At 45.9% G+C, this 17,447-nt stretch carries 17 protein-coding genes; 5 read left to right on the top strand and 12 right to left on the bottom strand.

Annotated elements, in window-relative coordinates; genetic code table 11:
* Nucleotides 1-35: 35 nt before the first annotated feature.
* A complete protein-coding gene (locus AYJ58_RS20985; RefSeq protein WP_106651592.1) occupies nucleotides 36-560 on the top strand; it encodes a phosphatase PAP2 family protein in 525 nt (174 codons plus the stop codon).
* A gap of 36 nt (nucleotides 561-596) precedes the next feature.
* A complete protein-coding gene (locus AYJ58_RS20980) occupies nucleotides 597-1,031 on the top strand; it encodes a DUF3069 domain-containing protein (protein ID WP_006084096.1) in 435 nt (144 codons plus the stop codon).
* 128 nt (nucleotides 1,032-1,159) lie between these two features.
* Here the strand turns inward: AYJ58_RS20980 and AYJ58_RS20975 are convergent, their stop codons facing one another.
* The 4 genes from AYJ58_RS20975 to AYJ58_RS20960 form a co-directional block, all read right to left on the bottom strand.
* The gene (locus AYJ58_RS20975; RefSeq protein ID WP_106651591.1) at nucleotides 1,160-2,848 is read right to left on the bottom strand and encodes an NAD-dependent malic enzyme; all 1,689 of its coding nucleotides are present in this window, start codon (nucleotides 2,846-2,848) and stop codon (nucleotides 1,160-1,162) included.
* Between the two features lie 273 nt (nucleotides 2,849-3,121).
* Entirely contained in the window at nucleotides 3,122-3,586 is a 465-nt protein-coding gene (locus AYJ58_RS20970) for a DUF1456 family protein (RefSeq protein ID WP_006080239.1), read from the bottom strand.
* Nucleotides 3,587-3,738: 152 nt separating this feature from the next.
* Nucleotides 3,739-5,013, bottom strand: a complete 1,275-nt coding sequence (locus tag AYJ58_RS20965; RefSeq protein WP_106651590.1) for an Nramp family divalent metal transporter — start codon at nucleotides 5,011-5,013, stop codon at nucleotides 3,739-3,741.
* A 151-nt stretch (nucleotides 5,014-5,164) separates the two neighbouring features.
* Nucleotides 5,165-5,704: a PH domain-containing protein gene (locus AYJ58_RS20960; protein WP_106651589.1), complete on the bottom strand. Its 540-nt coding sequence runs from the start codon at nucleotides 5,702-5,704 to the stop codon at nucleotides 5,165-5,167.
* A gap of 243 nt (nucleotides 5,705-5,947) precedes the next feature.
* Here AYJ58_RS20960 and AYJ58_RS20955 point away from each other — a divergent pair, with 243 nt between their 5' ends.
* Both AYJ58_RS20955 and AYJ58_RS20950 read left to right on the top strand, forming a co-directional pair.
* Nucleotides 5,948-8,506 (top strand): TonB-dependent receptor, encoded by a 2,559-nt coding sequence (locus AYJ58_RS20955; RefSeq protein WP_106651588.1) that lies wholly within the window; start codon nucleotides 5,948-5,950, stop codon nucleotides 8,504-8,506.
* Nucleotides 8,507-8,665: 159 nt separating this feature from the next.
* On the top strand, nucleotides 8,666-9,298 hold the full coding sequence (locus AYJ58_RS20950) for a glutathione S-transferase family protein (protein WP_106651587.1): 633 nt from the start codon (nucleotides 8,666-8,668) through the stop codon (nucleotides 9,296-9,298).
* 147 nt (nucleotides 9,299-9,445) lie between these two features.
* On the opposite strand, the gene AYJ58_RS20945 is transcribed toward AYJ58_RS20950, so the two are convergent.
* From AYJ58_RS20945 to AYJ58_RS20920, 5 genes are all read right to left on the bottom strand, one after another.
* The gene (locus AYJ58_RS20945; protein WP_106651586.1) at nucleotides 9,446-9,946 is read right to left on the bottom strand and encodes a DUF4447 family protein; all 501 of its coding nucleotides are present in this window, start codon (nucleotides 9,944-9,946) and stop codon (nucleotides 9,446-9,448) included.
* 30 nt (nucleotides 9,947-9,976) lie between these two features.
* Nucleotides 9,977-10,384, bottom strand: a complete 408-nt coding sequence (locus AYJ58_RS20940; protein WP_011845817.1) for an SMI1/KNR4 family protein — start codon at nucleotides 10,382-10,384, stop codon at nucleotides 9,977-9,979.
* Between the two features lie 176 nt (nucleotides 10,385-10,560).
* Nucleotides 10,561-11,346 (bottom strand): RelA/SpoT domain-containing protein, encoded by a 786-nt coding sequence (locus tag AYJ58_RS20935; RefSeq protein ID WP_106651585.1) that lies wholly within the window; start codon nucleotides 11,344-11,346, stop codon nucleotides 10,561-10,563.
* Nucleotides 11,347-11,565: 219 nt separating this feature from the next.
* Nucleotides 11,566-13,650, bottom strand: a complete 2,085-nt coding sequence (locus AYJ58_RS20925; RefSeq protein WP_106651583.1) for a M13 family metallopeptidase — start codon at nucleotides 13,648-13,650, stop codon at nucleotides 11,566-11,568.
* A 264-nt stretch (nucleotides 13,651-13,914) separates the two neighbouring features.
* Nucleotides 13,915-14,469 (bottom strand): sugar O-acetyltransferase, encoded by a 555-nt coding sequence (locus AYJ58_RS20920; protein WP_106651582.1) that lies wholly within the window; start codon nucleotides 14,467-14,469, stop codon nucleotides 13,915-13,917.
* A 78-nt stretch (nucleotides 14,470-14,547) separates the two neighbouring features.
* On the opposite strand from AYJ58_RS20920, the gene rsuA reads away from it, so the two are divergent.
* Nucleotides 14,548-15,300 carry a 16S rRNA pseudouridine(516) synthase RsuA gene (gene rsuA, locus AYJ58_RS20915; RefSeq protein ID WP_198555710.1) on the top strand — a complete coding sequence of 251 codons (753 nt, stop codon included), beginning with the start codon at nucleotides 14,548-14,550 and terminating at the stop codon, nucleotides 15,298-15,300.
* A 76-nt stretch (nucleotides 15,301-15,376) separates the two neighbouring features.
* On the opposite strand, the gene AYJ58_RS20910 is transcribed toward rsuA, so the two are convergent.
* From AYJ58_RS20910 to AYJ58_RS20900, 3 genes are read right to left on the bottom strand one after another with little or no spacing between them, the layout of a single operon-like run.
* Nucleotides 15,377-16,333, bottom strand: a complete 957-nt coding sequence (locus AYJ58_RS20910; protein ID WP_106651581.1) for a DUF4097 family beta strand repeat-containing protein — start codon at nucleotides 16,331-16,333, stop codon at nucleotides 15,377-15,379.
* Complete coding sequence (locus tag AYJ58_RS20905; RefSeq protein ID WP_106651580.1) at nucleotides 16,330-16,914, bottom strand: anti-sigma factor; 585 nt, start codon at nucleotides 16,912-16,914, stop codon at nucleotides 16,330-16,332. The genes AYJ58_RS20910 and AYJ58_RS20905 overlap by 4 nt, the downstream gene beginning before the upstream one ends.
* Nucleotides 16,914-17,447, bottom strand: coding sequence for an RNA polymerase sigma factor (locus tag AYJ58_RS20900; RefSeq protein ID WP_106651892.1), 534 nt, complete (start codon nucleotides 17,445-17,447; stop codon nucleotides 16,914-16,916). Before AYJ58_RS20900 ends, AYJ58_RS20905 begins: the two co-directional genes overlap by 1 nt.

Here is a 17,447-nt window from a genome sequence, read left to right as displayed (position 1 = left end):
TTCGCCTTGAAAATTATTCTAAAAAGGAATCACCCTTGAAAAAATTACTTTGTGCTGCCCTACTTATGATAAGCAGCAATAGTTGGGCGGGTTCAGATTTAGAAACCTCGGGCGATGTATTGCATTTATTGCTCCCCGCAACGGCAATGGGCGCGACGTTATTTTATGAAGACGGTTACGACGGTAGTTGGCAGTTAATTCAGGCGGCAGTATCGAGTCGATTAATTGTTGAAGGCCTAAAATATGGCGTGAGTAAAGACAGACCCGACGGTAGTGGCGATGATTCGTTCCCATCGGGTCATACCTCTGACAGCTTTATGGCGGCGACGTTTATTCAGCAACGTTATGGCTGGCAGTATGGTTTACCCGCCTATGTCGCGGCATCGTATGTTGGCTATACCCGAGTGGCGAGCGATCAACATTACCTAGAAGACGTGTTAGCGGGTGCTGCAATTGGCGCACTAGCGGGTTGGTATTTTACTCAGCCCTATGAAGGAATTACTGTCACACCGATAGCAGGTAACGGCGTTTATGGTTTATATGTGAGTGGTCAGTTTTAAGTCTATTTTTTGAATGAATGTTAATCGAGATTTTTTATGAGTGAATTATCAGCTGTTTATCGTGAAACTGCCGAGCAGATTTCTTACAATGTTGCGAATAAAGTGCTGCCAATGGCAAAACTTCCGGATGGATTATTGGCTGCATATCAAAGCCTGTGCGCTGAACTGTTGGAAGACAGAGAGGGCAAATTTAGCCAAGCTTGGGCATCTTTGCCTGCTAGCGCGCGTAATCTTATGGAGCAAGCCGCATTCCACGGTTTTTATATTGCGAATGCTTGGTTGCAGTTGAGCCGTGTTGCCCAAGAGATTTCTGAGCAGGCTGATACCGATGGTGAAATCCAAGAGCAAGAATATAACGGTATCTTCACCCGTTTAGCCGATGAGTCGCTCAAAGAAAGTCTACGCAAATTGAAAAAAGCACGTACCGATCGCTCTATGCTCAATAGCTTTAAACAGGTGATGGCGCCTTAGTTTTTATTGAAATAAGTGCTGAGTCTGAAAATCAAAAAGCCCGTCACTTTGCAGTGACGGGCTTTTTGCTGGCACAAACCCTTAGCTAAAGCTGCGTTGCCACGACTTAAGTCGCGGCAACGTTATGCTTAGAACGAAGTGCGTTTGTAGCGGCGATATTCTGGACTCCAGAAATTGCCTTCAATTGATTGTTGTAAGATTTCATCGCTCATTGGCAGCGTTAACCCTTGTTCAACTGCGACTTTACCTACGGCGAAAGCGATGTGTTTACTGACTGCGTGGATATCTTCAAGTTTCGGCAATAATGGGCCGCTACCGTCGATTGCCAGTGGCGAGCATTCTGCAAGTGCGCGGCTTGAGGCCATTAACATGGCATCGGAAACGTGGCGGGCACCAGAGGCTAAAACACCTAAGCCAATACCTGGGAAGATAAAGCTGTTGTTACACTGGGCAATCTCATAGGTTTCACCATCGACCACAACGGGCTCGAACGGACTACCTGTGGCGACGAGTGCTTGACCTGAGGTCCAATGCAAAATATCCTTTGGCGTCGCTTCAACACGGCTGGTTGGGTTCGACAGTGGGAAAATAATCGGGCGGGAACAATGGCTGTGCATAGCGCGAATAATTTCTTCGGTGAACAGACCCGGTACGCCGGACACGCCAATCAGCACGGTTGGCTTAGCGTTGTTAACCACATCCAATAACGAAATATTGTCGCTGAAATTACTCCAGTTTTGGATATTGGTGCATTTCTGCGCCAATTTTTGCTGGAATGGCAACAGGTTAGGCATGTTGTCTAGCAATAAGCCCCAACGGTCAACCATACATACTTGCGTGCGAGCTTGCTCGTCGCTGATCCCTTCGGACACCATTTGCGCCACGATAGCTTCGGCGATACCGCAACCCGCGCTACCCGCACCAAGGAAGGCAATACGTTGTTGATTTAATTCAGTGCCTGCAGCTTTACAAGCGGCCAGCAATGAACCGACGGCAACGGCGGCGGTACCTTGAATATCATCGTTAAAGCAGCAATAGCGATCTTTATAACGCTCTAAGATCGGCATGGCGTTCTTTTGGGCAAAGTCTTCGAACTGGATCAAAGTGTCTGGCCAACGCACATGTACGGCTTGCATAAAGGCTTCGATAAACTCGGCGTATTCTTCGCCACCGATGCGCGGATGGCGCCAGCCCATATACATAGGATCTTCTAACAACTGCGGATTATCTGTGCCTACGTCTAAAGTGATAGGCAGAGTATAAGCCGGACTGATGCCACCACAGCTAGTGTAGAGTGACAGCTTACCAATAGGGATCCCCATGCCGCCAATGCCTTGATCACCAAGGCCTAAAATACGTTCGCCGTCGGTAACAACGATGATTTTAACTTTTTGGCGAGTCGAGTTATTGAGAATGTCATCGATCCTATCTTTGTTCGGATAGGAGATAAACAAACCACGGTTGCGGCGGTAGTTTTTCGAGAAACGTTCACAAGCCAAACCTACCGTCGGCGTATAGATGATGGGCATCATCTCGCTGATATTATTTTGCACTAAACGATAAAATAAGGTCTCGTTAGTGTCTTGGATATTACGTAGGTAAATATGCTTGTCTAAGTCGTTATTGAAACTTCTAAATTGATCGTAGGCGCGGGAAGCCTGCTCCTCAATCGTTTCAATGGCATAGGGAACTAAGCCTTCGAGGTTAAAGAAAATACGCTCTTCTTCAGAAAATGCACTGCCCTTGTTAATCAGTGGGGCTTCAAGAATGGCAGGTCCTGCAAACGGAAGATAGAGGGGGCGTTTATTATCGTCCATGGGTAACCTTTTGAGTTATTGTTTAAGTGGTCAATACGTGCTGTAAGTCACGTAAGGTTATCATGAAATGTGATCTTTGTTGTCCGTGGAACGAGGTATTTGTGGTTTTTTTTGCAGCAGTAAAAAAGTCCGCTGTTTTAAACAGGATTTATGAGGTACTTCAGATGGAATTGTTATGCTGTTGTTTATGCCTAAGCAACTTTAGGTATAGCTAAATCGGATATAAAAAACGCAGCCTAAGCTGCGTTTGATATGAAAAACTGATGTGTTGCGTTATTCACCGCGATACTTAAGTGATAAGCCGCGAATAAAGTTACGCAGGATTTGATCGCCGCACTCTTTAAAATTCTTATGATCCGGATTGCGGAACAGCGCGCTCAGTTCTGATTTTGACATTTGCACTTCGGCTAGAGCCAAGGCTGCAACTATGTCTTCTTCACGCATTTCGAGTGCCACTCTGAGCTTTTTGAAGATTAAGTTATTGTTTAAACGCGATACTGGCGCTGGGATTTCTGCACCTTCACGTAGGCCACGCTTTTCGATGATAAGGCCGTCTAGGAACTGACATAAAGTGGTGTCATTACAGGCTTTGTAACCTTCTTCCTCTTCTTTGTGCAGCAGAGCAATGATCTCTTCTGTTGGCACTTCTCTTCCAGCTTTGGCAAAAATTTTAATCATTTTGGCATTGTTGAAATCAAACACGAAGCGCAAACGGCGCAAAATATCATTATTAATCATGGTCATCTCTTGGCGCGGCTGCGCTGTCTGGTTTAAGAGGCGGTATTATATACCCAAACCGCCTCAAAAGCAGAATTTCGCAGGAATTTAACGCAGCGTAGCAAATGCAATTTATGACTCTGACATAAATTGCTGTCATGCCATCTTAGTCATCAACTTTTAATTACGTTGTACCAATAAATAAACAGCGCCGCGAAAATCAGTAGATAACTTAGGCCAAACCAAGAGAGTAGCTTCATCTTAGTGTCGTATCTATCGGCTTCGGGGAGCTGTTTGCTGGTCATTAAGCGGTAGTTTAACCAAGCAAAAATGACTGTGGTCATAAAGGCCAAGATCATCACAAACTCAAGCAGCGGTAACAGTGCGCCTTTAAAGAAGAGGATTAGCAATAAACCAAAGGCACTGATGGCGAGCATGATCCCAGTGAGGCGTTTGTCTGAACTGGCCTTTGATGTGAGTAACTGCCAGCCCATATCTAAAGTGCGGCTGTAGCCATCGATAACAGTTACTGTTGTGCTGAAAATACACAGAAATGCCACAACACCAATAAGATAACGACTCTCGCCGCCCATCACTTGGCTGTAAAGGTTGATCAATTGATTAGCAAATTGCGCGCCGGAATCGGAAAAGTGCTCACCACTGCCGTGCATCACTAAGGCGCCCAAGGACAGAAACACGATCGCGAGGATCGCGGTGATGATGTAGCCTAAATTAAAGTCGAGCAGCGCCTGTGCTTTTGTGACCGTCTGGCTTTTTTGTTTTTCGAGCAACCAGAGGGAATTCCAAGCGCTGACTTCAATCGGTGCCGGCATCCAGCCCATCATGGCGACTAGGAATCCCACATGGGCCCATTGCCAAGGTGAGGGAGAAACAAAATTGCTCGCTAATGGTTGAGCATGATCCCAAGCTAAGGCCACGGCAATCAAGGTCGTTAGGGTTAGGGCGAACATGATGATCTTAGTGAGTCTATCAAGTAGTTGATAATGGCCTAAAATCAGCAAAGCCAAAGAACTTAGCAATACCAATAGGGCTAACCAATCGATGGGAAGCGGAATAAATTGGGTCAACATAGCGGCGGTGAGCATGCAAACACCCGCAGTGCTGGCAACGGCGGCGATCACATTCAGTCCCGTAAATAGCAGTAAATAACCTCGGCCCTGTTTGAGGTAACCGTGCAGTAAACTCTCACCTGTGGCGGCGGTGTAGCGTGCGCCAGCGGCAAAGAAAGGATACTTAAGTAAATTCACCCCTAAAATCACCCATGCCAATTGCCAGCCAAATTCTGCGCCGGCCCGAGTCGAGGCAACTAAATGCGATGCGCCAATCGCCGCTGCGGCCATAAGCACACCAGGACCCATAGCTTTAATGCCAAGCGTCAGGTGCGTCATCCAAGAGGATGAAGAAGAGGTTACCGAGGATTCTGTCATGTCGTTATCAAAAATACCTATTGAAAATTAATCTTGGGAATCGAACACGCCCTTATGTTAAGGCTGTACTCAAGTTAAAGCTGAGCTAACGCTAAGATAGTTGTTCAACATTAAAGGTAAAGTGATTGAACTGAAAGTCGTTTTATTTAATTTATCTATTTAATTGTTGGCTGAGCAAGGCTTCAATTCGTTTTAGGCTTGCTGCGATTTCGACTACGTTTTGTAATAACGCATCATCAGGTTGTACCGATGGGCTCGTTGAATGTAAGGGCATAGCAAGACGCTCTTTTTGTTCTAATACGCGGGTTCTAAATTGAGGCGCATCAACTATGCCGACTAAGCTTATCAAGGCACCCGCGCCCGATTGCCCTGCGGTTTCTACCGTGAGTTTATGCAGACCAAATAGGCGCATAATTGGGCCTTGGATCAATGCCATATCGGTAATTTTGTCCAAAGGTACTGTATTTTCGGTACGAGTTAATATTCCGCGGCGCACGATCAACTTATTACTGGTGAGCTCAGCACTCATATTACGAATATAGCGGCGGGTTCCCCACAGCCCGATTGGGAACCAAAGTAATAACAAGGGAATACCGACTATGCTGAGGCTGAAATAGGCGGCCCCTGAAAGCAACCAATACAAACCTAGATTAGCGGCAAACTCTGCTCGATGAATGATCTTGTCTTCCATGTTTTTTCCTTAAATTCTGATATTCAAGCATCACGATTTGTCACGTGAGTGGAATGTTCTAGTGCCTAGACCTTTTTGATTCTCGCAGAAGGAAAGCATATTGTCTCAACATGTAACAAAAGTTTAACTTTCATTGTGATCCCATTGACTTTGGTTTGTAACTCATTACCTTGTGTATTGTTAATTTATGGTTTTCTAATGGTTAATATAATTTTAATAAAATAGATGAAACAAGGGATATGTATGAACAGACCTCAGATTCTACCCAGTGCTTGTGCCATCGCGATTGCTTTAGCATTTGCGCCAACAGTAGCCCATGCAGCCGATAAAGGAGCAGAAAAAGTTGAACGTATTGAAGTAACGGGTTCTCGTATTAAACGTACAGATATCGAAGGCCCTTCCCCGATCCAATCGATCAGCAAAGACGATATTGCTAATATGGGGTTCGATAACCTACAGCAATTGCTCGAACGTATGCCTGCGAACGGTGCTGGTGCGTTTTCTACCCGTGGTAATAGCCAAGATTCAACTGCCAACGGCGGTGCATCTATCAGTCTACGTGGTTTAGGTCCTGATGCTACCTTAGTCTTGATTAATGGCCGTCGTGTTGCTGCGAGTGCTTTTGCTGAAGGTATCACTAATTCTTTCGTGGATATCAATAATATCCCTGTTTCAGCTATCGAACGTATTGATATTCTTAAGGATGGTGCCTCGGCTATTTATGGTTCTGATGCGATTGCGGGTGTGGTCAACATTGTCCTGAAGAAAGACATTGAGGGCATTGAAGTCAACCTAGGCTACGGTGATGCTTCAGGTACGGGTTACAATGAAACTACGGCGAATATGGTTTGGGGGATGAAATCCGATAAGGGCAGTGCCTCTATCATTCTCGACTATTTTAAAAATGATACTTTAGCAGCAACGGATTTAGGCCGTTTTGGAACTGCAGATCAGAGTCCTTACGGCGGTGAAGATTCGCGTTCTTCCCGTGGTTTTCCTGGATATTTTTATGTGGATGGGGTGCCGACAGTTGACCCCGCTTGCCCTGCCGATCGCAATATAGACGGTGAAGTTTGTGTCTTTGATTATGGTCCGTATAACCTTGTTGTGCCTGCTGCTGAACGTGTGGGTGCTATTGGTCAATTCGAATATCACTTTAATGATGATTTAACCGCTTTTCTCGAGTTAGCTGCCCAGCACAATACATCGGAAGCGGGCGGTGCGCCGACGCCACTTGATGAGAAAGCTGGCTTAACCGTACCTGGAACTCATCCAAATAACCCTTGGGGTAAAGATATTGAAATCGGTCGTTTCCGTACTGTTGATGCGGGTGCGCGTCGTTGGGATATTGAATCTGATACTCTACGTTTAGTCGCAGGTTTACGCGGTGTAGTTAAAGATTGGGACTGGGAAGCTTCGGTGCAAAAGGGGCGCAGTGAGTCAACTCAAACGGGTGACCGCAGCCAAGGTTGGGTCAGAACCGATTACTTGCAACGTGAAATCGATGCGGGTCGCTACAATCCTTTCGGTGGCACCATGAACTCCCAAGATGTCATTGATGATATTACCACTAGTCTAGTGCGCCAAGGTCTGTCAACCATGACTTCTTATGCGGCGAATATCTCAGGTCAAGCATTTACCCTTGCCGATCGCGATATCATGATGGCGGCCGGAGTTGAATATCGTGAAGAAGCCATCAGCGACGAGCCGGATGATCAATTTCAACGTGGATTGATTTTTGGTACCGAAGCTGTTTCAGCTAAGGGCGATCGCGATCAATGGGCGGCGTATACTGAATTTTCTATCCCTGTAACGGATAACTTCGAGCTGCAACTTGCGGGTCGATATGATCACTACAGTGATTTTGGTTCAACCACTAATCCTAAGATTGCTTTCCAATGGGGTATTAGTGATGAGATAACGGCGCGTGCCTCTTGGTCTACTGGGTTCCGTGCGCCTTCATTAGCGCAAATTGGTTTGGGTCCATCTGAAGAAAGTAGCTTCCTAATTGATAAATATCGCTGCGCAGCCGACGGTCAAGGTTGTACCTTGTCTGATGAAACGACTGAGTTTGCAGGTAACCCAAAGTTAAAGGCTGAGGAGTCAGAGACTTGGAATATCGGCATGATATGGGCGCCAAGCCAGAAGTTCGATATTGGTTTCGATATCTACAGCATCACTCAAGATAATAAGATTGATAAGTTGTTACTGCAGGATATTTATGACGCTAATTGTAACGATCAGAACAGCACTGTGTGTGTGCGCCTAGCACCTCAAGCTGGTCAAACATTTGGCGCACTAGATGTGATCCGCTCAAGCTTTGTTAACTTAGGTTCGCAAGAAGTTCAGGGTATGGATGTGTCGACCCATTATGGATTCGAACTCGATAGTTATGGCGACCTTAAGTTCGGTCTTGAATGGAGTTATCTGCATAACTTTGAAAAAGATGATACTCATCAAGTGGTCGATTATACCGGAGAGTATAAGTATCCGAAGAATCGTTGGTTAGCGACAACCAACTGGACTATGGATAACTTTGCCGCCAATTTAAATTTGAGTTATATCGGTGAGTTTGAAGATTTCAACAAAACTCGTACAATTGATGCTCAAATTTTAGTCGACATGTCAGGTACTTATCGCTTCAATGAGATGTTCAAGCTGACACTAGGCGTGAACAACGTATTTGACGAAGAGCCACCATTCGCTATAGGTGATGGTGATACCGACCTCTACGGTTACGTGACATCAGTACATAATCCAATGGGTCGCTACATTTACACTAAACTCTCAATGAACTTCTAATATCAAGCCTACGAGTTCTATAGCTCAGTGTTTTATATCAAAGTATAGTGAAATCGAAACGGCGCATTAAGCGCCGTTTTTTATGGGCAGATTTGCACTAACGCAAACTCAGTGTATCTTCGTTAGGACACGAATTAACCGGACTAAAAGGACGTTGCAATGATCACTTTATATGGCACACCGCGCAGTCGCGCATTACGAGTTGCTTGGGTGTTGGAAGAGTTGCGGGTTGATTGGGATTTTTCCTTTGTGGATATGACTAAAGGTGAGCATCGCAGCGCGGCATTTTTAGCGATAAATCCCTGTGGTAAAGTGCCTGTGCTAACGGATGCTGAGCTAGTGTTATCTGAATCTGCAGCGATTTGCCTTTATCTCGCAGAAAAGTATGGCGAGGGTAAGTTGCTGCCACCAGTGGGGAGTAACGCTTCGGGTTTGCACCATCAATGGGTAAGCTTCATCATTACTGAGCTTGAGCAGCCGCTTTGGACTTTGGGTAAACATAAGTTTGCCTTGCCTGAGGCGCAGCGTCATCCGCAGATCATGCCTTGTGCGGTATGGGAGTTTGATAAGGCGGCGGCATTGGCCGAAGCCATGTTGCCTGAGAGTGATTTCTTGCTCGGTGATGACGTTTCGGTGGCGGATATTTTACTGGCCCATACCTTAATGTGGGGCACATTGTTTGAACAAGCCATTCCACCTAAACTTGCCGCTTATCGCGATAGGTTGTCTGCGCTGCCGTCGCGTCAATCGGCTTTGCAGAAGATGGATGCTGTGGTGGCCGCTAAGGGTTAATCAGGCAGAGTAGCTGAATATTTAGCTTTGAATGATTCAGGTGCATTCCCACCATTATCTGAAAATCATTATGAGAATATAAAAAGGGCAGATAGTGATATCTGCCCTTACTGTTAATGCGAGTACTAAGCTTCTGGATTTGCACGCTTATAGCTGAGTCGCGGCCCATTTAGCACGGCTTTCGCGGCTTTCGCTCATTTTGGTCGGTTCACGGAAGGCTTTATAGGCTTCCACGTCCAGTGCGATTAAGCTGACGTCGACTTCTAGGACCAGTTTGCACTCTTTCTTGATGCGCCAAGCTGCCGTGTTGTACAGCTCAGTAAAAGGCAATGAACTTAAAAATTCGGGGTTGTATTGAGTGTAAATGGCTTGAGTGGGGTACACCACAAAAGCTAAATGACGCTTAGGTTCTTTTTTAAATAGTTCTTCGATACCATCGCAGGTGTTGAGCACTTGCATCTCAATGATGTCATCAATATCAAGCAGTTTCTTTTGCGCCAGCTCAGGTGCTGCTTGTTCGCCACTTTCCCAGGCTAATACATCGGCTTCGCTATGGTTAGTTAGCGTGCCAACTTGAGCCGCACTTAAGCTCAGTGATTGGCGTAAGTAGCTCATTTCGATGGCATTCAAGCCAATGTTTTTAGACATAATCGTGTTCTCAATGCAATAAAAGTAAAATTAGTATTTAATCTTTAGCCAGATTTCTTCAACCCATTCCCAGAACGACTCCCAATAGATATCGGTAAAGCCGCCGTTTTTCCAGAAATGCACTTGGCCATCTTGGTCGATACAGTAAAAGGCATCGCCCTGCTGACAAATGGCGATCATGTCCCTTGGCATGCCGATAGACCAAGCATAACAAGTGACTTCAGGCAGATAGGTGTGTGAGTAAGGATCCGATGCAGTTACTGGCTCTATCGTGCCGTAAATTACATCACTGGCATACAGCAGGTATTCTTTTAGCTCCCGCGGCAATGAAATCAGGATTTGCTCTTCGACTTCGACGAGCTGCTCAAATGTGGGTAATTCGAGTGGTACAGGAACAGTTTCGCTGCGTTCTTGGAGTTGCTCAATGATGTCGTGCATGGCGTTTCCTGCTGATAGGGCTATGGCGCGGGATTATATACTTAAAAAGACGTTCGATGCGAGAGAGTGCTTTTTTTCAGCTGATTTTTATTATGGTTTTTCAGGCGCTGTAAAATATAAAAAAAAGCGCTGGCACCTTTGCAGGAGACCAGCGCAATAGTGGAAGCGGTTGTGGGTTAAGCGACAGAGACTTTTAATAAACTGGCTTCATCGACTCGCTTATAGTTAAGCCATGCTTTGTGGTACAGCTTGTGTGATTCTTGGCGTAATTGGGCAATCTGTGCCAGCTCAAACTCACTGAGTGATCTTTGCTGTTTACGGGCATTGGCCTCAATCCTTTGCACTTTTTCATATACCTTGTGCTCTGGGCCACTTTTGATATCTGCGATATCCTGCAAGTGTAATTGCACCTCGGCAATCATCCCTGATTGGGGTAAACGTACCAGCAAGTTGAGATCGCGATAGCCTGAGGCTTTAGGTTCAGCAAAGCGGTTCTTTTGTTTTACCACTTGGGTCTGTTCGTTCAAAGTTTGATAAGCCTTCATCAGATCTTGAATGCTGTCGGTCACGATACTTGCCCTTGCAAGGTCGGTGATTTGACTGGCATCACCGTTAAATTTTGTCGCCACTTTGTCGGCAGCTCTTTGATAACTTTTCACCGGAGGAATAATCACTTGCGTCTGTGAATGATGGCCAATTCGGGTAAGCAACTGAGCCAGCTCAGTCTGAGCATCATAGGCTTGGTGATGGAGAACAGATAAGTCATTCGAGGCTTGACGAGGCGCATCAAAGGTCTGACTGCTGAGTGCGTATAGACCTTGTAGATCGTGGCTTTGTGCCTGCCGTGCACTGTAATTACCACGTTCTGTTTTAGTGTCACTGACGTCGAGAGAATTTGCTACACCAGCGCGGCTCGATAATAAAAGTAGAAAAATAAAAAAGGTGCGAAATAACTTAGTCATGCGGCCTACTTCCTTATGGGTGAGTGGTACAGGTCACACATCCACCATAGGCTTCTTTTGCTTAATTAAAGCTGAATCAATCATGAAGACTTGTTCATCTTGCGCATGGGGTCACTTCATAACTCAGTGGTTTAAGGAAATAAAAATGGCGCCACCTGTGACAGTGAGCGCCATTGTTGTGGCTCAGCTTATGCAGCCGAGCGGCGATTTAAATTAGGCTTACCAAATTTTTACGCGTTTTTCAGGGGCTATATACATAGCATCACCGGGTTTCACATCATAGGTGGTGTAGAACTCAGGCATGTTAGATAGGGCACCCAGAGCGCGGAATTCCGCAGGTGAGTGTGGATCGGTCGCTACGCGATTACGCATGGCTTCTTCTTTGGCCTTTGCACGCCAAATTTGCGTGAAACCGATGAAGAAACGTTGATCGCCCGTTAAGCCATCGATGACTGGCGCTTCTTGACCATTGAGTGATTTTTTATAGGCGCGGTATGCGATAGTCACGCCTGATAAATCACCAATGTTCTCACCTAGCGTTAAACCACCGTTGACGTGCAAGTCGTCAAACACATAGTAACCATCGTACTGTGCGATCAGCGCTTGGCCGCGAGCAGAGAACTCTTTTAAATCTTGCTCTGTCCACCAATCACGCATGTTGCCTTCGCCATCGAACTTAGCACCTTGGTCGTCAAAACCATGGCCCATTTCGTGACCGATTACCGCACCAATACCACCGTAGTTGACTGCATCGTCAGCCGCCAAATTGAAGAATGGTGGTTGCAGAATGGCCGCAGGGAAGACGATTTCGTTCATGGTTGGGTTGTAGTAAGCGTTAACCGTTTGTGGGGTCATGTGCCATTCGTCTTTGTCGATTGGCGCGCCCAGTTTGGCTAATGACTTAGCATGTTCAACTTCGCTGGCACGAGTAGCGTTACCGATTAAGTCGTCAGCTTTAATGCTCAGCTTACTGTAATCTTCCCACTTGTTCGGGTAACCGATTTTCGGGTTGAATTTTGCTAACTTATCCGCCGCAGCCACTTTAGTGCTGTCGCTCATCCAGGTTAAATCTTTGATGCTGTCGCCGTAAGCGCCACGAAGATTTTCCACCAGTGCTTGCATGCGGTCTTTGGCTTCAGGGGTAAAGTGACGTTTAACGTACACTTTGCCGACAACTTCACCCAGCATACCGTTAACAGAGGCTACGCCGCGTTTCCAACGTGGTTCTTGCTCTTCTTGACCGTTTAAGGTTTTAGAGAAGAAATCGAAGTTTTCGTTGTCCAGCGCTTCACTCAAATAGTTCGCCGCATGCGTCAGCACTTGCCATTGCATGTAGGTTTTCCAAGTAGCTAAATCGGTCGTTTTTAACACCTCGTTCAGACCTTGGATATAGCTAGGCTGGTTAACAATGATGTCGGTTTGCTTATCCGCACCCAGCGCTGTTAAGTAAACAGTCCAATCGATATCCGGTGCCAATGTTGGCAGATCTTTCACTTGATATAGATTGTAGGTTTTCGTGCTATCGCGGTTTTCAACCACATCCCAATGCTTAGAGGCAATGGCCGTTTCTAGGGCAAGAATAGACTCAGCGCTGGCTTTAGGATTAGCAAGACCCGCAAGAGTAAACATCTTTTCTATGTGGGCTAGGTAAGCCTTACGGATATTAACGAAGCGTTCTGACTCGTTAAAGTAATAGTCTTTTTCTGGCAGGCTTAGGCCATATTGATAGAGATGAGTCGCGTAACGGCTAGAGTTTTTCGCATCGATATCGATATAAAATGCCATAGGCGTACCCGCACCAGCTATTTGGCTGTGGGCGAAGTACTTCACCAATTCATTCTTATCTTTTAAGGCGTTAATGGCATCGAACTCACCTTGGATTGGTGTCACGCCCAGTTTGTTGAGTGTGTCAGTATCCATAAATGAGCGATATAAGTCGGCTACTTTTTGCTCGTCTGTACCAGTGGCCAGATTTGGTGTTGCTGCCACTTCTTCGATAATGGCTTTTACATCGTCACGTGATTTTTCACGTAAATCGTAGAAAGCGCCAATGCTAGTACGATCGGCTGGGATTTCAGTGTTTTTCAGCCAAGTGCCGTTAACATATTTGTAGAAATCGTCCTGTGGGCGAACCGCTTTATCAAAATTAGCGAATTCAATACCAGAACCTAGTACCTGAGTCACAGCAACTGCGGTGGCTGTTTTAGCGGTTTCAGGTGCTTTAACTTCGGCTGGCTTGTCATTACAGGCAGTCAGGCCTGCGATAAGTGAGGCACACAGTCCCCCAATGAGTACTTTTCTCATGTCGTTTCCTTCGAGTTTATTATTGTGCCCATTATTGGGGCTGTTATTTTTTTGCAAAATGGGATTGCTTCAGGCGCAATGAACTATGTTAATGCCTTACTAGGAATCTAAACAAGGTCATTACAGTTTTTATCGCGGATTTATCTTGAGTCATATGTAACTAAAGGTTACCAGTTACAGTCTTAAGCCCATTAGCGGCGAAGTTACCGTATGCAAGCCTTTTCAGGTAAGCGAGTACTTAGCTTTCGCATTTTTTACACACAATCAAATTAGCTGCCTGATCGGCTTCGCGGGGTTACCAGCGACCACAGTTTTGGCGGCTACATTTTTTGTAACTACGGCGCCAGCGCCTACGATGGCGTCATCACCAATAGTGACGCCTGGCATTATGATAGCGCCGCCACCAATCCATACCCGTTTACCGACCTTAATTGCTTTAGCGGTTTCTAAACCTGAGCAACGTAGCTCGGCATCGAGTGGGTGGCTAGAGGTGTAAAATTGTGCATTGGGGCCGACCATAGTCTGCTCGCCAATAGAAATAGGTGCATTATCCTGCAAGGTGACATTCACATTGATAAACACTTTATCGGCAATGGATAGATTGACGCCATAACTGATAAAAATCGGCGTAGATATTGTTGCGGCTGGAGATTTATGGGGGATGAGCTGCTGACAGAGTTGGCTATATTCTGTATTTTCTTGGTCAATTATTTGATTTAATTGTCGATTTAGCCGTTGCTGCTGAGCGCGTAAACTTAATAGTTCGCTGGCAAGGCAGTCATATTCTTGGCCTGAGATCATCTTTTGGAATTCAGTCATGTTATCTTTCCCTAGGGTGACTGTTGTCAATACGTAAGGGCTTAGATAGAAACACATCGCGTGCTGAGCAGCAATTCTTTGCCCTTTGAAGTGGTCGGCCTCATAATATGGCAGTTTTCTTTATTGAAGTTGAGTATTAACGTGCGTTTAGACAAATTTATCTGTGAGAGTACCCCACTGACTCGCTCATTAGCGAAAAAAGCCCTGCATCGCGGTGATATCACTTGCGATGGCATAGTCGTTAAAGACTCGGGCTTTAAAGTGACTGAAGATATGCGTGTTTGTCTCGAGGGCGAGCCTATTGCCTTAGTGGGCGTACGTTATTTAATGCTCAACAAACCAGTCGATACGATATGTTCAACGATTGATGAAATCTATCCATCGGTATTGAGCTTAGTGGATGTGCCCAAGCCTGAAACTTTGCACATTGCTGGTCGTTTAGATGCCGATACCACAGGGCTAGTGCTGATCACGACCGACGGCCAGTGGTCGCATAAAATCACCTCACCGAAGAAAGAATGCGGTAAACGCTATTTAGTGCAACTCGCCGAACCTGTGGATGCTGGCTTGATTGCAGTGTTTGCCGCTGGTGTTGAATTGCGCGGTGAAGATGGCTTAACTAAGCCTGCATTGCTGGAGATTATTGAGCCGCAATTAGTGCGACTCACCATCACTGAAGGTAAGTACCATCAAGTGAAACGTATGTTTGCTGCGGTGGGCAACCACGTGCAAGGGTTACACCGTGAAAGTGTAGGCCAAATTGAATTAGATCCCGCCTTAGCGCTGGGTGAATGGCGATATTTGACGGCTGAAGAGATAGCTTCAGTCTAACGAGTTTAATATAAAAAATGCCGCCCGAGTTTGATTTGTGGCGGCATTTTTTATTTGTGCTAACTAGCTTTTATTATTACTGTTTCTTTAAAATCAGATTACCGCTGATGGTATTCATCTTCACGTTTGCTGCGCCAGAGCCTGTTTGAAATGACAACTCGGCGCGTGGCACGTATTTCTGCTTTTTAGGCTCATCTTGGGTTAAGGTGTTTTTGATCTTGCCACCTGGACCACCGTCTAAGTCAAAGCTGGCATCTGGCATATCGGCAAACGTCACTATGATATCGCCGCTCACACTTTCTAAATTGGCTCTGTTGAAGTTTTTCGCCAGTGATACTTTTGAGTCACCGCTGACGGTTCTGAGTACGATTTCCTTTGCGAGGCTAAAGTTAGCATTCACTTCGCCAGAAACTTGTTCCACCGTGACTTTTTCTGCCTGAGTTTGGCTATTTAAGTCGCCGCTAACGAGACGATAGTTCATTTCCCCTTTGCTGTCAGTGTCTTGAATCGTGCCGGATACGGTTTCTAATTTGATTTTCCCATCAAGTGCTTTGGTTGTGATATCGCCAGAGACGGTATTTAACTCAGGTTTACCACTGAGGTTGTTAGCTTTGATATCGCCACTGACGGTATTTAAATCGAGTTCACCTTGGGCTTCGGCAACTTGCAGATTGGCTGAAATAGTGTCTGCATTGAGTTTTACTGTTTTTGGTACTTTAATGGTGAGCTGCGAGCCCTTGTCATTATTGCCATTATAGTGGCGAGGCATCTTGTCTTCGATATTCAGACTGTTTCCCTGTTGCTCGAACACAAAACCTTCACTCAATTCATCGAGTGTGCCTGTGACACTGACTTCACTCTTATCCCAGGTTTGAATCGTCACATCGCCGCGCTGGACTTTGATCTGCAGTTGGGTGTCGCTGCCAATACTAAGCTGTTTATCAATGCTTTGCGCTGCAAACACATTGCCCATTAAACCTAAATAGAGTGTCGAAACTAATAGACTGGTTTTAGTGAGATTGAGGTTACTCATAGGGTATTTCCTTGTGTCGAGTTTTTAATGGGTAATTTTTGGCCCTGTTGTAATAGGTCGAGCTCACGCTGCTGCACCCAAAGCCAGAGTTGCCAAAGTTGTTTATCGGTTGGATTTGCTTGTAAAGCTTGGTAAATCTGAGTTGCCGCCCGTCTTAATTCAGCCAAACCTTGCTCAACGGGCGCGCTAAAGCTGCTGGTCTGCCAAGCTAGTGCGTTCGTTGTTTGCTCTAGGTTATCCACTTGCACTTGGTGCGATGCTGCAATTTGAGTGAGTAATAATTGTAAGGCCGCATCCCCTGGTTGCGCTGGCATAGCTGAGTGCTGAGCAAGCTCTGTCTGCTGCGTGGTTAATGGATTGAAATAGGGTAATTGGGTATACCCCAATACCACCATAAGGATAAAGGAGGCGGCTATTGCCCACAGTCTGCCGTGCTGGGATTGGCGCGTTGGCGACATAAGCGGTTTGTCCATGCGCTTTTCAATGCCTTGCCACAGATCATGGCTGGGCGACATTTCTTTGGGGGCGCTATTGATCAGTTGCTCAAGCTGTTGTTCACGGGAAAGCGGCGTTAACGTCATTACAGCATCTCCTGTAGTAGTTGCTTAGCTCTATGGTATTGGGTCTTGCTAGTACCGACCGCAATGCCAAGTAAGTCAGCGATTTCATCGTGTTGATAACCTTCGATGGCGCAGAGTACGAAGACTATGCGAGCCCGCTGCGGCAGTTTGAAAATCAACTTGTTTAATCCGCTATAACTTTCATCTGAACTCATAGGTTCAGTTTCATTTTCAAGTGGGATAAATCGTGCCCAGAATGATTGTTGTTTACGAATACTGCTCAAGGCTTGATTGACACAAATACTGTGTAACCAAGTGGAAAACTGACTCTCACCTCGAAATTGCGGCAACTTCTGCCACACTAAAATAAAGCATTCTTGGGTAATGTCTTCCGCCATGGTTTTATGACCACAAAGGCGCAGTGATAGGGCATAGATACGTTGGTGATGGCTTTGATACAGCAGTTTAAAGGCGGTTCTGTTTCCTTGGCTGGCTAAGGTGGCCAGTTCAAAGTCAGACATCGCGCTATTGAGTGGGAGTATCCCTGCTGTCAC

Origin of the sequence: Shewanella sp. Pdp11, assembly GCF_002838165.1 — a bacterium.
Classification (GTDB): Bacteria; Pseudomonadota; Gammaproteobacteria; order Enterobacterales; family Shewanellaceae; genus Shewanella; species Shewanella hafniensis.
Note: the sequence above shows the minus strand (reverse complement) of the source record. Positions and strands in the feature narration are given on the sequence as shown.

Bases quoted from the DNA above. Each gene is read 5' to 3' on its own strand.
- AYJ58_RS20980 (WP_006084096.1), top strand. From the start codon at position 597: ATGAGTGAATTATCAGCTGTTTATCGTGAAACTGCCGAGCAGATTTCT.
- AYJ58_RS20975 (WP_106651591.1), bottom strand. From the start codon at position 2,848: ATGGACGATAATAAACGCCCCCTCTATCTTCCGTTTGCAGGACCTGCC.
- AYJ58_RS20970 (WP_006080239.1), bottom strand. From the start codon at position 3,586: ATGATTAATAATGATATTTTGCGCCGTTTGCGCTTCGTGTTTGATTTC.
- AYJ58_RS20965 (WP_106651590.1), bottom strand. From the start codon at position 5,013: ATGACAGAATCCTCGGTAACCTCTTCTTCATCCTCTTGGATGACGCAC.
- AYJ58_RS20960 (WP_106651589.1), bottom strand. From the start codon at position 5,704: ATGGAAGACAAGATCATTCATCGAGCAGAGTTTGCCGCTAATCTAGGT.
- AYJ58_RS20955 (WP_106651588.1), top strand. From the start codon at position 5,948: ATGAACAGACCTCAGATTCTACCCAGTGCTTGTGCCATCGCGATTGCT.
- AYJ58_RS20950 (WP_106651587.1), top strand. From the start codon at position 8,666: ATGATCACTTTATATGGCACACCGCGCAGTCGCGCATTACGAGTTGCT.
- AYJ58_RS20945 (WP_106651586.1), bottom strand. From the start codon at position 9,946: ATGTCTAAAAACATTGGCTTGAATGCCATCGAAATGAGCTACTTACGC.
- AYJ58_RS20940 (WP_011845817.1), bottom strand. From the start codon at position 10,384: ATGCACGACATCATTGAGCAACTCCAAGAACGCAGCGAAACTGTTCCT.
- AYJ58_RS20935 (WP_106651585.1), bottom strand. From the start codon at position 11,346: ATGACTAAGTTATTTCGCACCTTTTTTATTTTTCTACTTTTATTATCG.
- AYJ58_RS20925 (WP_106651583.1), bottom strand. From the start codon at position 13,650: ATGAGAAAAGTACTCATTGGGGGACTGTGTGCCTCACTTATCGCAGGC.
- AYJ58_RS20920 (WP_106651582.1), bottom strand. From the start codon at position 14,469: ATGACTGAATTCCAAAAGATGATCTCAGGCCAAGAATATGACTGCCTT.
- AYJ58_RS20910 (WP_106651581.1), bottom strand. From the start codon at position 16,333: ATGAGTAACCTCAATCTCACTAAAACCAGTCTATTAGTTTCGACACTC.
- AYJ58_RS20905 (WP_106651580.1), bottom strand. From the start codon at position 16,914: ATGACGTTAACGCCGCTTTCCCGTGAACAACAGCTTGAGCAACTGATC.